At 74.2% G+C, this 13,661-nt stretch carries 13 protein-coding genes and 2 tRNA genes; 10 read left to right on the forward strand and 5 right to left on the reverse strand.

Annotation, left to right across the window (positions count from 1 at the left end; all coding sequences use genetic code 11):
* Positions 1-53: 53 nt before the first annotated feature.
* The 3 genes from gltX (at position 54) to AFE02nite_RS00960 (ending at position 2,818) form a co-directional block, all read left to right on the forward strand.
* The gene (gene gltX / locus AFE02nite_RS00950) at positions 54-1,565 is read left to right on the forward strand and encodes a glutamate--tRNA ligase (RefSeq protein ID WP_034244229.1); all 1,512 of its coding nucleotides are present in this window, start codon (positions 54-56) and stop codon (positions 1,563-1,565) included.
* Entirely contained in the window at positions 1,562-2,305 is a 744-nt protein-coding gene (locus AFE02nite_RS00955; RefSeq protein WP_034244227.1) for an HAD family hydrolase, read from the forward strand. Before gltX ends, AFE02nite_RS00955 begins: the two co-directional genes overlap by 4 nt.
* A 63-nt stretch (positions 2,306-2,368) precedes the next feature.
* Positions 2,369-2,818: a hypothetical protein gene (locus AFE02nite_RS00960; protein WP_034244226.1), complete on the forward strand. Its 450-nt coding sequence runs from the start codon at positions 2,369-2,371 to the stop codon at positions 2,816-2,818.
* Here AFE02nite_RS00960 and AFE02nite_RS00965 read toward each other — a convergent pair.
* Together AFE02nite_RS00965 and AFE02nite_RS00970 are read right to left on the reverse strand one after the other, a co-directional pair.
* Complete coding sequence (locus AFE02nite_RS00965) at positions 2,815-3,633, reverse strand: sulfite exporter TauE/SafE family protein (protein ID WP_146818935.1); 819 nt, start codon at positions 3,631-3,633, stop codon at positions 2,815-2,817. The two genes, AFE02nite_RS00960 and AFE02nite_RS00965, sit on opposite strands and share 4 nt — an antisense overlap.
* The gene (locus tag AFE02nite_RS00970; RefSeq protein WP_146819234.1) at positions 3,630-5,396 is read right to left on the reverse strand and encodes a gamma-glutamyltransferase family protein; all 1,767 of its coding nucleotides are present in this window, start codon (positions 5,394-5,396) and stop codon (positions 3,630-3,632) included. Before AFE02nite_RS00970 ends, AFE02nite_RS00965 begins: the two co-directional genes overlap by 4 nt.
* A 279-nt stretch (positions 5,397-5,675) precedes the next feature.
* On the opposite strand from AFE02nite_RS00970, the gene AFE02nite_RS00975 reads away from it, so the two are divergent.
* Positions 5,676-5,747: transfer RNA gene (locus AFE02nite_RS00975), tRNA-Gln, on the forward strand.
* Between the two features lie 63 nt (positions 5,748-5,810).
* A tRNA-Glu gene (locus AFE02nite_RS00980) sits at positions 5,811-5,886 on the forward strand.
* Between the two features lie 68 nt (positions 5,887-5,954).
* Here the strand turns inward: AFE02nite_RS00980 and AFE02nite_RS00985 are convergent.
* Positions 5,955-6,674, reverse strand: coding sequence for an IclR family transcriptional regulator (locus AFE02nite_RS00985; protein WP_034246672.1), 720 nt, complete (start codon positions 6,672-6,674; stop codon positions 5,955-5,957).
* Between the two features lie 75 nt (positions 6,675-6,749).
* Between AFE02nite_RS00985 and leuC the strand changes: the two genes are divergently transcribed.
* The gene (gene leuC / locus AFE02nite_RS00990) at positions 6,750-8,201 is read left to right on the forward strand and encodes a 3-isopropylmalate dehydratase large subunit (protein WP_034246674.1); all 1,452 of its coding nucleotides are present in this window, start codon (positions 6,750-6,752) and stop codon (positions 8,199-8,201) included.
* Between the two features lie 11 nt (positions 8,202-8,212).
* Entirely contained in the window at positions 8,213-8,887 is a 675-nt protein-coding gene (leuD, locus tag AFE02nite_RS00995) for a 3-isopropylmalate dehydratase small subunit (protein ID WP_034246676.1), read from the forward strand.
* Positions 8,888-8,926: 39 nt separating this feature from the next.
* On the opposite strand, the gene AFE02nite_RS01000 is transcribed toward leuD, so the two are convergent.
* Entirely contained in the window at positions 8,927-9,754 is an 828-nt protein-coding gene (locus AFE02nite_RS01000) for an LLM class flavin-dependent oxidoreductase (protein ID WP_034246686.1), read from the reverse strand.
* A gap of 141 nt (positions 9,755-9,895) precedes the next feature.
* Between AFE02nite_RS01000 and murA the strand changes: the two genes are divergently transcribed.
* The 3 genes from murA to AFE02nite_RS01015 all read left to right on the forward strand — a co-directional run bounded on the left by murA (position 9,896) and on the right by AFE02nite_RS01015 (position 13,041).
* Positions 9,896-11,212 (forward strand): UDP-N-acetylglucosamine 1-carboxyvinyltransferase, encoded by a 1,317-nt coding sequence (gene murA / locus AFE02nite_RS01005; protein ID WP_034246678.1) that lies wholly within the window; start codon positions 9,896-9,898, stop codon positions 11,210-11,212.
* 120 nt (positions 11,213-11,332) lie between these two features.
* Positions 11,333-12,013: a lysophospholipid acyltransferase family protein gene (locus AFE02nite_RS01010; protein WP_307726030.1), complete on the forward strand. Its 681-nt coding sequence runs from the start codon at positions 11,333-11,335 to the stop codon at positions 12,011-12,013.
* Positions 12,010-13,041 carry an NAD(P)H-dependent glycerol-3-phosphate dehydrogenase gene (locus tag AFE02nite_RS01015; protein WP_034246681.1) on the forward strand — a complete coding sequence of 344 codons (1,032 nt, stop codon included), beginning with the start codon at positions 12,010-12,012 and terminating at the stop codon, positions 13,039-13,041. Before AFE02nite_RS01010 ends, AFE02nite_RS01015 begins: the two co-directional genes overlap by 4 nt.
* A 67-nt stretch (positions 13,042-13,108) precedes the next feature.
* Here the strand turns inward: AFE02nite_RS01015 and AFE02nite_RS01020 are convergent, their stop codons facing one another.
* Positions 13,109-13,660 carry a dihydrofolate reductase family protein gene (locus AFE02nite_RS01020; protein ID WP_034246683.1) on the reverse strand — a complete coding sequence of 184 codons (552 nt, stop codon included), beginning with the start codon at positions 13,658-13,660 and terminating at the stop codon, positions 13,109-13,111.
* Between the last annotated feature and the right edge of the window lies 1 nt (position 13,661).

The raw sequence follows: 13,661 nt of genomic DNA on the forward strand, positions 1-13,661 counted from the left end.
CCGACACGCGGCCCACGGGGCGGCGTCGGGCGGCCACTAGGCTTGTGCGCACCATGACGACACCTGCCACCAGCCCGTCGGGCAGCGCCCAGGGCTCCGCTGTCCGCGTCCGCTTCTGCCCCTCGCCGACCGGGAACCCGCACGTCGGGAACATCCGGACCTGCCTGTTCAACTGGGCCTACGCCCGGCACGTGGGCGGCACCTTCGTGTTCCGCATCGAGGACACCGACGCGGCGCGGGACAGCCAGGAGAGCTACGAGCAGCTGGTCGAGGCCATGCGCTGGCTGGGCATGGACTGGGACGAGGGCGTCGAGGTGGGCGGTCCGTACGGGCCGTACCGCCAGTCCGAGCGCATGGAGATCTACGCCGACGTCGCCCGGCGGCTCCTGGAGGCCGGTTTCGCGTACGAGTCCTTCAGCACGCCCGAGGAGGTCGAGGCGCGCCACCGCGCCGCCGGCCGCGACCCGAAGCTCGGCTACGACGGCTTCGACCGCGACCTCACGGACGAGCAGAAGGCGGCCTACCGCGCGCAGGGGCGCGAGCCCGTCCTGCGCATCCGGATGCCCGACGAGGACGTCACCTTCACCGACCTGATCCGCGGCGAGCTGACCTTCCCGGTCGGCTCGGTTCCCGACTACGTCATCGTGCGCGCCAACGGGCAGCCGCTGTACACGCTGACCAACCCGGTCGACGACGCGCTCATGCGGATCACGCACGTCCTGCGCGGCGAGGACCTGCTGTCCTCCACGCCGCGCCAGGTGGTGCTCTGGCGGGCGCTCGCGGCGCTCGGCCTCGCGGACCACGAGCCGGTCTACGGCCACCTGCCCTACGTCATGGGGGAGGGCAACAAGAAGCTGTCCAAGCGCGACCCCGAGTCGAACCTGTTCCTGCTGCGCGAGTGGGGCTTCGTCAAGGAGGGCCTGCTCAACTACCTGGCGCTGCTCGGCTGGTCGATCGCGCCGGACAACGACATCTTCAGCGTGGACGAGATGATCGCGGCCTTCGACGTCGCGGACGTCAACCCGAACGCGGCCCGCTTCGACCTGAAGAAGGCCGAGGCCATCAACGCGGCCCACGTGCGGATGCTGAGCCCGGAGGCCTACCGCGAGCGGCTGGTGCCCTACCTGCACGCGGCGGGCGTCGTCGGTGCCGCGGAGTACCCGGCGCTCACCGAGCGCGAGCGCACGCTGCTCGACGCCGGTGCGCCGCTCGTCCAGGAACGCATGAACCTCCTGCGCGAGGCCCCGGGCATGCTGGGCTTCCTCTTCGCGGAGCAGGTCGCCGTCGAGGACGACGCGCGCGCCGCCCTGGGGGCCGACGCCGCGGCCGTGCTCGACGCGGCACGCGGCGCACTCGAGGGCTGCGACTTCGAGGCCTCGGCGATCCAGGCGGCGCTCCAGGGCGCCGTCGTCGAGGGCCTCGGGCTCAAGCCGCGCGTGGCGTTCACACCGCTGCGCGTGGCCGTGACCGGGCGTCGCGTGTCCCCGCCGCTGTTCGAGTCGATGGAGCTGCTGGGTCGCGACGCGACGCTGGCCCGCATCGACGCGCTCCGCGCCACGCTGTGACCGGTCCGCTCGTCGACGGCGTCCTGTTCGACATCGACGACACGCTGGTCGACACGCAGCAGGCCTTCGCGGCCGCGCTCGCGGACGTGGCGCGCCGCTACCTCCCGCACCTCGACGAGCAGCGGCACCCCGAGGTGCTCACCACCTGGCGCGCCGACGTCGGCGGTCACTACCGGGCGTACACGCGCGGCGAGGTCGGCTACCTCGAGCAGCGGATGGCCCGCGCGAACGCCCTGCACAGCGAGTTCGGCGGGCCGCTCCTGGACGAGGACGGCTACCGCGAGTGGAACGCCGTGTTCGAGCAGGGCTTCGCGCGCGCGTGGGCCGCACATCCGGATGCCGTGCCCGTGGTGGAGCGCCTGCTGGCGGCCGGCCTGGCGGTCGGTGCGCTGACCAACGCCGCCGTGGCCTACCAGACGACCAAGCTGGCTCGGGCGGGCCTCGCGCACGTGCCGGTCCTGGTGGGCGTGGACACGTTCGGCGTCGGCAAGCCCGATCCGCGCGTCTTCACGGAGGCGTGCCGGCTGCTCGGCACCGCGCCGGAGCGCACCGCGTACGTCGGCGACGAGCTCGACATCGACGCCCGTGCGGCCGTCGCCGTCGGGTTGCTCGGCGTCTGGGTCGACCGGCCCGGCGGGCGTCGTACCGAGATCCCCGACGCCGACGTCGCCGCGGCCCGGGACGCTGGCGTACGCGTCGTCGCGTCGCTCGGCGAGCTGCCCGCGCTGCTCGGCCTCTGAGCAGTTCCGCCTCGATCGCGGGTCCGGCCACGCGGACGCGCAGGCAGGTCGTAGCCTCGCGTCATGGTTCGCTGGGCACGGTCGCCGCAGGACGCCGTCCTCGTCCTCGTGGCGACGGCGCGCGAGCTCGGGCACGACCCGGAGCACCTGACGGCGCGTCAGGCCCTCGAGAGCTGGGTCGCGGCGGCCCAGGTGCCCTTCCGGGTCCCGCGGGTCGCGGAGGCCGACGGGCTCGGCTACGGCTTCGAGGTGCGCGACGACGCGTTCTGCGTCGACCTCGTACGTCGCCTCGCCTGCCGCGAGGCCGACGGGTACTGCCACGTGCTCTGCGAGATCCGCCTGCCCCGCACGACGGAGCTCGCGGCGCTGGGCAGCCACGTGGAGTGGTGCTTCGAGCCGCCCGCCTCGCAGGAGCGCCACGCGTGGGCTGCGCGCATCGGCGAGCGGGCGGAGTGGGCGCTGATGGACGGCGCCGCCGAGGCGACCGTGACGATCTCCGCCGACGTCCGCTAGGCCCCCCGGACCCACAGCGCGACGGCCGCGCCGAGACCTGCGACCACGATGACGACGCGCAGCACAGGGGCGGGGATGCGGCGGCCCAGGCGCGCGCCGAGGACGCCGCCCGCAGCCGCGCCGACGGCGAGGATGCCGGTGATGGCCCAGTCCACCTCGCCGGACAGCGTGAAGACGACCGCCGAGACGAGGTTGGCGACGCCGGCCAGCACGACCTTGGCGCCGTTCGCACGGTGCAGGTCCGTGGACCAGGCGATGCCGAGGAGCGCGAGCAGGACGACCCCCTGGGCCGCGCCGAAGTAGCCGCCGTAGACGCCGGTGGCGAGGATCCCGAGGGCGAGGACCGGGCCGACCGGCCGGGTCACGGCGTCGGCGAGCCCGACGGGCGGCGGTTCCGTGAGCGTCTGGCCCCGGGCCAGCGCGGCCAGGGCCTCCCGCCGTCGCAGCGCGTCGGCGACGCGCGGCTGCACCGCCGCGAGCGCCGCGGCCAGGACGAGCAGCCACGGCACGACGACTCCGAACGCCCCGGGCGCGCGCAGGAGGAGGAGCCCGCCGGCGATCCCGCCGAGGGCCGACGCGGCGCCCATGCGGGCGACCGTCGCCCACCGGCCGGCGAGCTCGCGGCGGAAGCCCCAGGCACCGGTGACCGCCCCGGGGACGAGGCCGACCGAGTTCGAGACGTTCGCGGTGAGCGGCGGCACGCCGATCGCCACGAGCAGCGGGAACGTGATGAGGGTCCCCGCCCCGACGATCGTGTTGACGGTCCCCGCGACGAGCCCGGCGAGCATCACCGCGAGGTACTCCAGGCCGCTCATCGGCCCACCGCGTACCCCTGCATCCCGCGGGCGTTCGCGGCGGCGCGCAGCAGCCCGTCGCCCCGGCGGGCGACGGCGCTGACCCGGCCGAGGGACCAGGGCCCGGCGTCGGTGACGTCGTGGCCACGGGCGGCGAGGCCGGCGAGCACATCGGCTCCCAGCCGGGACTCCACGTGCAGCCCCGCGGGCTCGAGCACGCGGGGGTCGAACGAGGAGACCAGGTGCGTGGTGTGCCAGGCCGGTGCGTCGATCGCCTCCTGCAGGTTCAGCCCGAAGAGCAGGTGGCCGAGCAGGACGCAGGTCTGCCACTGGTCCTGCTGGTCCCCGCCCGGGGTCCCGCAGGCGATCACCTCGTCGTCGCCGACGACCAGCGTGGGGGACAGGGTCGTGCGGGGCCGGGTCCGCGGCCGCAGGGTCGAGGCGAGCCCGTCGTCGAGCCAGAACATCTGGGCCCGGGTGGGCAGCTGCAGGCCCAGCCCGGGCACCGTCGGCGAGCTCTGCAGCCAGCCGCCGCTGGGCGTCGCGGAGACGACGTTGCCCCACGCGTCGACGACGTCGAGGTGGCAGGTGTCCCCGCGCTGGACGTCCCGCGGCGCGGCGGTGCCCAGGGTGGGCTCGCCCGTCCACGCGGCCGCGACGGCGGTCCCGGCGTCGCGGGAGGCGCCGGCCACCGCGCGCGCCAGGCCGGGGTGCCCCGTCGGCGTCGTGCGCCCCGGGACGTCACCGGGCAGCCACTGCGTGGCCGCGTCGTGGCCGACGCCGCGCGCGCGATCGGCGGCGCGCGCCGGGTCGAGGAGGGCCTCGAGCGGGACGTCCGCCGACGCCGGGTCCCCGTACCAGGCGTCCCGGTCGGCGAAGGCGAGCTTGGCCACCTCGGTCACGGCGTGCACCAGCTCGACCGAGCCCGGGCGGAGGTCGCCGACGCCGAGCGCGTCGAGGATGAGGAGCTGCTGGAGGAGCACGGGCCCCTGGCCCCACGGGCCGGTCTTGTGCACGGTGCGACCGGCGAACCGGGCCGAGACCGTGGGCTCGAGCGTCGCCCGCCACGCGGCGAGGTCCGACCCGGTGAGCAGCCCGGCGTGGGGCGTGCCCGTGGAGTCCATGAGCGGGGTGCGGCAGAACGCGTCCATGGCGTCGGCGACGAAGCCCTCGTAGAAGGCGCGGCGCGCGGCCTCGATGCCGGACTCGCGGGACGGCGCGGCCGCGGCGGCGTCGCTCAGGCGCTGCAGGGTCCGGGCCAGGTCGGGGTTGCGGAAGCGGGCCGAGGCGGCGGGGACGGCCCCGCCCGGCAGCCAGGTGGCCGCCGACGACGGCCAGTGGTCACGGAAGAGGTCGGCGACCTGGGCGATGGTCGCGGCGACGCGGGGCACGAGGGGGAACCCGTCGCGCGCGTAGGCGATCGCGTACCGGGCGACGTCGGGGAAGGACCACGTGCCGTGCGCCTCGAGCATCGCCAGCCAGGCGCCGAAGGCGCCGGGCACGACGGCCGCCAGGTGGCCCGTCCCGGGGACGTGGTCCAGGCCGAGGGCGGCGAAGCGCTCCGGCGTCGCCGCCGCGGGGGAGACGCCCTGCCCGCAGACGACGAACGGCTCCTCGCCCGGGCGCTGCGCGATGACCGGCAGGTCCCCGCCGAGCCCGTTGAGGTGCGGCTCGACGACGTGCAGCACGAGGCCGGTGGCCACGGCGGCGTCGAACGCGTTGCCGCCGGCCTCGAGGACGGCCATGCCGGACTGGGACGCCAGCCAGTGCGTGGAGGCCACCATCCCGTGCGTGCCCAGGAGCTCGGGTCGCGTGGTGAACGTCACAGGGCTCCGTTCGCTGGACGACGCCCGCGGGTACGCGGGGGCGGCGGTGCTCGCCGTGGCACGCGGCGTGCGGCAGGTCGAGCGGCGGGATGCGGCGGCCGTGCGTGCCGCACGGGTGACCCTACGCCGACGGCGTCGCCCGGGGGCGGTTGGACCCCGACGGTCCCGCTCGGGTAGAGTTCCCGGCCGGTACGAGGTCCGGATCCGCCTGCGGCGGGCGAGGGACCGGATACCCCATGGGGTATGGTGTAATTGGCAGCACGAGTGATTCTGGTTCACTTAGTCTAGGTTCGAGTCCTGGTACCCCAGCGGTGGAGAACGTCGATTTCTGTGCTCCGGCACAGTGTTGTAGAGTCTCCGTCTGCTGGTCCCGCCCCCATCGTCTAGCGGCCCAGGACGCCGCCCTCTCACGGCGGTAGCAGGGGTTCAAATCCCCTTGGGGGTACCACGCGAAGGCCCCGGTCCGATCGGACCGGGGCCTTCGTCGTACGTGGGTCGCGTGGCTCGCGGCGGGCCTCACTCGGCCGTGCGGCGCAGGACCTCCGTCAGGCGGTTCGCGGCGGCGACGACGGCACCCGCGTGGAGCCGTCCCGGCTGGCGGGTGAGGCGCTCGACCGGGCCGGAGATCGACACCGCGGCCACGACGCGGCCGGACGGGCCACGGACAGGTGCCGACACGCTCGCGACGCCGGGCTCGCGCTCGGCCACCGACTGCGCCCAGCCGCGGCGTCGGACGCCGGACAGGATCGTGGCGGTGAACTTGGCGCCCTGGAGGCCGCGGTGCAGGCGGTCCGGCTCCTCCCAGGCGAGCAGCACCTGGGCCGCCGAGCCGGCGTGCATCGTCAGGGTCGCCCCGACGGGGATCGAGTCGCGCAGGCCCATCGGGCGCTCGGCCGCGGCGACGCAGATGCGCTGGTCGCCCTGGCGGCGGTAGAGCTGGGCGCTCTCGCCGCAGTGGTCGCGCAGCGCCGCCAGCACCGGGTTGGCGGCCGCGAGCAGCCGGTCCTCGCCGGCCGCGGTGCTGAGCTCCGCGAGCCGGGGGCCGAGCACGAAGCGGCCCTGCATGTCGCGCGCCACGAGGCGGTGGTGCTCGAGCGCGACCGCCAGTCGGTGGGCCGTCGGTCGGGCAAGATGGGTGGCGGCGACGAGCTGCGCCAGAGTGGCCGGGCCTGCCTCGAGTGCGCTGAGGACCGCTGCGGCCTTGTCCAGCACTCCGACTCCGCTAGAGTTGTCCATGTGCCGATATTGGCGTCTCGCGGGCTGAGACGCAAGTACTTCTGACCTAAGTCGGCCTTTCTGGAGGACACGGACATGGCGCGAACGCTCGCCGAGAAGGTCTGGGACGCACACGTCGTCCGCCGCGGCACCGACGGGGTGCCCGACCTTCTCTACATCGACCTGCACCTCGTGCACGAGGTGACGAGCCCGCAGGCCTTCGACGGCCTCCGGCTCGCAGGTCGTCGCGTCCGCCGGCCGGACCTGACGCTGGCCACCGAGGACCACAACACGCCGACGCTCGACATCGACCTGCCGATCGCGGACCCGACGAGCCGCACGCAGATCGAGACGCTGCGTCGCAACGCCGAGGAGTTCGGCATTCGGCTGCACTCGCTCGGCGACGCCGACCAGGGCATCGTGCACCAGGTCGGGCCCCAGCTGGGCCTGACGATGCCCGGCCTGACCGTCGTCTGCGGCGACTCGCACACGTCGACCCACGGCGCGTTCGGCGCGCTGGCGTTCGGCATCGGCACCAGCGAGGTCGAGCACGTGCTCGCGACGCAGACGCTGCCGCTGCAGCCCTTCAAGACGATGGCCATCACGGTCGACGGGACGCTGCCGCACGGCGCGACCGCCAAGGACATCATCCTGGCGATCATCGCCAAGATCGGCACCGGTGGCGGCCAGGGCTACGTCCTGGAGTACCGCGGCGAGGCGATCCGGAGCCTGTCGATGGAGGCCCGGATGACGATCTGCAACATGTCGATCGAGGCCGGCGCCCGCGCGGGCATGATCGCCCCCGACGAGACGACCTTCGCCTACCTGAAGGGCCGCCCGCACGCGCCGGAGGGCGCCGACTGGGACGCCGCCGTCGAGTACTGGCAGACCCTGCGCACGGACGACGACGCGGTGTTCGACGCCGAGGTCGTCCTCGACGCGGCCGACATCGAGCCGTTCGTCACGTGGGGCACCAACCCGGGCCAGGGGCTGCCGCTGTCCGGTCGCGTGCCGAACCCGGCGGAGATCGGCGACGACAACCAGCGCGTCGCCGCCGAGCGCGCGCTCGAGTACATGGGCCTCACGCCGGGCACGCCCCTGCGGGACATCGCGGTCGACACGGTCTTCATCGGGTCGTGCACCAACGGCCGCATCGAGGACCTCCGGCAGGTCGCGAAGGTGTTCCAGGGCCGCCGCAAGGCCGACTCGGTGCGCGTGCTCGTGGTGCCGTCGTCGGCCCGCGTGCGGCTGCAGGCCGAGGCCGAGGGCCTGGACCGGATCTTCACGGACTTCGGCGCGGAGTGGCGCAACGCGGGCTGCTCGATGTGCCTCGGCATGAACCCCGACCAGCTGGCCCCGGGGGAGCGCGCGGCGTCGACGTCGAACCGCAACTTCGAGGGCCGCCAGGGCAAGGGCGGGCGGACGCACCTCGTCTCGCCGCTCGTGGCCGCCGCCACCGCCGTGCGCGGCACGCTGTCGTCGGTGGGTGACCTCGGCATCGAGGACGCCCCGGACGGCTCGCCCCTGACCACCACCGTCAGCGCCTGAGGAGTCCCGCCATGGAGAAGTTCACCCAGCACACCGGCGTGGGCGTCCCGCTGCGCCGCAGCAACGTCGACACCGACCAGATCATCCCCGCGGTGTACCTCAAGCGCGTCACCCGCACGGGCTTCGAGGACGGCCTGTTCTCGGCCTGGCGCAACGACCCGGCGTTCGTGCTCAACCAGGCGCCGTACGCGACCGGGTCGGTCCTCGTCGCCGGGCCGGACTTCGGCACCGGCTCCTCGCGCGAGCACGCCGTCTGGGCGCTCAAGGACTACGGCTTCAAGGCCGTCCTGTCCTCGCGGTTCGCCGACATCTTCCGCGGCAACTCCGGCAAGCAGGGCCTCCTCGCGGCCCAGCTGGCGCAGGAGGACATCGAGCTCATCTGGAAGATCCTCGAGACCACGCCGGGCACCGAGGTCACGGTCGACCTGGTGAACAAGCAGGTGCGCTGCGCGGACGTCACTGTGCCGCTCCAGGTCGACGACTACACGCGCTGGCGGCTCATGGAGGGCCTCGACGACATCGGCCTCACGCTCCAGCACGAGGGCGACATCGCCGAGTTCGAGGAGCACCGCGCGTCGTGGCGGCCGCGGACCCTGCCCGCCAAGCACCTGCCCAAGGTCGAGGTCAAGGCCGCCCGTGCGGCGGGCGTGCCGGTCGAGATCGGCCGTCCCCTGCCCCAGAACTGACGCCGCGACCGGCCGGCCATCCAGCGGTCCGCCGACGCCCTACCAGGCGCTCGGCGGGCCCTGACGGGCCAGGTCGAGGAGTGCACCGGGCGTCACCGACGGGTCCCATCGCGCGTCGACGAACCACGTGGCGCCGGCGCGCTCGTAGGCGGCGACCATCTCCTGCGCGGCCCCGCGGTCCTGGGGCAGCACGTCCTGCACGACGACGTCGTAGCCCGTCAGGTCGCCACGGCTCTCGCGCAGCCACGCGACGGCGTCGGCGACGTCGGACGGCGCGAGCGGCTCCTCCGAGCCCGTCCGCTGCAGCACGACGCCGTCCCAGCGGGCGGCGCGCGCCATCGACCTGGGGCTCGGCCAGCCGCCCACCGGCCACACCGGGATGCGCGGCTGCTGCACCGGCCGGGGCGCGATCACCAGCTCGTCGACGCGGTGGTGCGTGCCGTCGAACGAGAAGGGCTCGCCGCGCCACGCGAGGTCGCAGATGGCGAGCGCCTCGTCGAGCCGCTGCGCCCGCTCGCGCGCGGACGTCACCTCGCCGCTCACACGGGAGAACCCGCCGTCGTCGACCACGCCGAGCCCGACGGGCAGCACCAGGCGGCCGCCGGACAGGTGGTCCACCGTCACGGCCTCGCGCGCCAGCTTCCAGGGGCGCCGGCGTGCCGGCGCGAACACGAGCGCGCCGAGCCGGATCCGCTCGGTCCGCACGGCCGCGGCGGCCAGGACCATCCACGGGTCCCAGGCGACCATGTCGCCGATGCTGATCGCGTCCCAGGTGAAGAACCCGTCCCAGCCGGACGCATCAGCCGCCTCCGCCATCGCGAGCACCTCGTCGACGTCCCCGTAGCTGCCGACCATCCCGAATCTCATCTGCGCGACGGTACGTGCCGCCTCCGACACGGGCCGATCCACGCACGCAGGGGACGGTCGCGGTCCACGCCCGCTGCCGTGGAAACCGCGTCCCGGAGCGGCCGTGTGACGCGAAGGCCGAACGTGGGCGACGATGGGGGCATGTCTGACGTCATGCACGTGCACGGCGGCGCGCCCCTCACGGGCGCCATCACCGTGCGAGGGGCCAAGAACTTCGTGTCGAAGGCGATGGTCGCCTCGCTGCTCGGGGAGGGGCCCAGCGAGCTGCGCAACGTGCCCGGCATCCGGGACGTCGAGATCGTGCGCGACCTGCTCGAGCTGCACGGCGTGCGCGTGGACCGTGACGACCGCGCTGGCGTCCTGCGCCTGGACCCCACGGACGTCGAGAGCGCGCACGTCGCCGACATCGACGCGCACGCCGGCTCCAGCCGGATCCCGATCCTGTTCTGCGGCCCGCTGCTGCACCGCCTGGGCGAGGCGTTCATCCCGGACCTCGGTGGGTGCCGGATCGGCGACCGGCCGATCAACTTCCACCTCGACATCCTTCGCCAGTTCGGCGCCGTGGTGGACAAGCGGGAGAACGGGATCCACATCACGGCCCCCCGGCGGCTGCAAGGCACGAAGATCGCGCTGCCGTACCCGAGCGTCGGTGCCACCGAGCAGCTGCTGCTCACCGCGGTGCGCGCGGAGGGGCTGACGGAGCTCGCGGGCGCCGCCATCGAGCCCGAGATCATGGACCTCATCAACGTCCTGCAGAAGATGGGCGCGATCATCTCCGTGGACACCGACCGGGTGATCCGCATCGAGGGCGTGGACCGCCTCGAGGGCTACCGCCACACGTCGCTGCCGGACCGGATCGAGGCGGCCTCGTGGGCGTCCGCGGCGCTGGCGACCGGCGGCGACATCGACGTGCTGGGCGCGCGCCAGCCGGAGATGACGGCGTTCCTCAACACCTTCCGCAAGGTGGGCGGCGGCTTCGAGGTGCACGACGACGGCATCCGCTTCTTCCACCCGGGCCACGAGCTGAGCTCGATCGTCCTCGAGACGGACGTGCACCCCGGGTTCATGACCGACTGGCAGCAGCCGCTCGTCGTCGCCCTGACGCAGGCGACGGGCCTGTCGATCGTGCACGAGACGGTGTACGAGAACCGCTTCGGCTTCACGGACGCGCTGCGCGGCATGGGAGCGACCATCCAGGTCTACCGCGAGTGCCTCGGCGGGCATCCGTGCCGGTTCGGGCAGCGCAACTTCTACCACTCGGCCGTCATCTCGGGGCCGACGCCGCTGATCGCCGCCGACATCGAGGTGCCCGACCTGCGTGGCGGCTTCTCGCACCTCATCGCCGCGCTGGCGGCCAAGGGGACGTCGCGCGTCGCCGGCATCGGGCTCATCGACCGTGGCTACGAGAACTTCACGGACAAGCTCGCCGCGCTGGGCGCGGACTTCGACCGCGACTGACCGTCCCCCGGGGGCGGGTCGCCGGTCGGTGGGCCGACCGGTGACCCGCCGACCCGCGGGGCGCGGGTAGCATCGGCTCCCGTGCCGCCGCCCCCGCGTTCGAACCGTACGTACCGTGCGGTGGCGCGCATCCTGCGCCCGCTGCTCTTCGCTATGACGAAGCAGCGGTGGAGCGGCGTGGAGCACCTGCCGCGCGACCGCGGCTTCGTCGTCGCGGCGAACCACGTGACGATGGTCGACCCGGTCACCACGGCGCACTACCTGTACGACAACGGGTTCGCCGGCCGGGTGCTCGCCAAGGAGTCGCTCTTCCGCGTCCCGCTCTTCGGTGCGGTCCTGCGGTCGTCGGGCATGGTGCCCGTGCACCGGGGCACGGCGCGCGCGGCCGACTCGCTCCGGGGCGCCGAGGCCGCCGTCGAGGCGGGGGAGTGCGTCGTGGTCTTCCCCGAGGGGACGCTGACGCGCGAGCCCGACATGTGGCCGATGGCCGGCAAGACGGGCGTCGCGCGCGTCGCCCTCGCGACGCGGGCACCCGTGGTCCCCGTCGCGCAGTGGGGCACGCACCGGCTCCTGGCGCGCTACGGCAAGCTGCTCAAGCCGGTGCCGCGCAAGCCGGTGACCGTCGTGGCCGGTCCGCCCGTGGACCTGTCCGACCTGTACGACAAGCCGCTTGACGCGGCGACGCTGCGGGAGGCGACCGACCGCGTCATGGACGCGATCACGCACCTGCTCGAGGAGATCCGCGGGGAGCAGGCGCCCCCCGAGCGGTTCGTGTGGCGACGAGGAGAGGACCGCAGTTGAGCGCAGACAGGCCGCGCGCCGCCGTCCTCGGCACCGGCGCCTGGGGCACGACGTTCGCCGCCGTGCTGGCGGACGCCGGGTGCCCAGTGACGCTCTGGGGCATCGCCGACGAGGTGTGCGAGGAGATCAACACCGCCCACCGCAACACCGCGTACCTGCCGGGCGTCGTGCTTCCCGACGGCGTCCGCGCCACCACCGACGCGGCCGCGGCCCTCGCCGGGGCGAAGGTGGTCGCCATCGCGATCCCCGCGCAGGTGGCGCGGTCGGCGATCGCCCCCCTGGCCGACCTCCTGGAGCCCGACGCCGTGGCGGCCTCGCTCATCAAGGGCGTCGAGCTCACGTCGCACCGGCGGATGAGCGAGGTGATCGGCGAGGCGCTGCGGCTGCCCGAGGAGCGGGTGGCGGTCGTCTCCGGCCCGAACCTCGCACGCGAGATCGCCGAGCACCAGCCGACGGCGACGGTCGTCGCCTCGCGGAGCGCCGCGACGGCCGACCTCGTCGCCCACGCGTGCGCGAACTCCTACTTCCGCCCGTACACGAACAGCGACGTCGTCGGCGTCGAGCTGTCGGGCGCGGTGAAGAACGTCATCGCCGTCGCCGTGGGCATCGCGCAGGGCACCGGCTACGGGACGAACACGACGGCGACGGTCATCACCCGTGGCCTGGTGGAGATGACCCGGCTGGGCCTCGCGCTCGGGGCCGACGCGCAGACGTTCGCCGGGCTGGCGGGCATGGGCGACCTCGTCGCCACCTGCGTGTCGCCCCTGTCGCGCAACCACACCCTCGGCATGCACATGGGCCAGGGCAAGACGCTCGACGAGGCGATCGCCGCCACGGGCGGCACGGCCGAGGGCGTCAAGACCTCCGCCTCGGTGCTCGAGCTCGCGCGCAGCGTCGGCGTCGAGATGCCGATCACGGAGGCCGTGGTGCAGGTGCTGCACCACGGGCTGCCGATCGACCGGCTGCCCGAGCTGCTGCTCAACCGTCCCCGCAAGGCCGAGGGCGTGCAGGCGACGGGCCCCTTCTGACGAGTCGCATCGGCGGCTCGGTGCGCGCCGCCGTGAGCCGCCGTGAGCCGCCGCTGCCCGGCGGGGCTCAGCGGCGGACGCGGTAGGCCAGGTGCACGACGCCGCAGCCGAAGCGCCGCTCGCTCACCAGCGTGAGGTCCAGGCGCTGCGCCGCAGGCAGGGCGGGGAGGCCGCCGCCCACGGCGACCGGGACGACGAACAGGTGCAGGCCGTCCACCAGCCCGCCCGCGAAGGCCGCCGTGGCGAGCGTCGGCCCACCGACGAGCAGGTCGGCCTCGGCCCACTCCTTCACGCGGCGCACGTCCTCCGGGTCGAAGACAGGCGCGAGCCGGGCCCGGGGCCCCACCTCCGGCTGCTGGGTCCGCGCGTAGACGACCTTGTCGGAGCCCCGCCAGAGCCTCTGGTGCTCCGCCTCCTCCGGCGTCGTCGGCCCGGCGTCGTCCCACGCCTGCAGGACCGCGTAGGTGCGGTGGCCGAGGAGCCAGGTGCCCACGGAGCGCTGCACGTCGTTCACGGCCGCGCGCACCTCGGCGTCCGGGACGGCCCAGGCGAAGCCCCCGTTCGCGTCGGCGACGTAGCCGTCGAGCGAGCAGATCGCGGAGTACAGCACGGCGGCCACG

It is taken from the genome of Actinotalea fermentans (genome assembly GCF_007991475.1).
Lineage (GTDB): Bacteria > Actinomycetota > Actinomycetes > Actinomycetales > Cellulomonadaceae > Actinotalea > Actinotalea fermentans.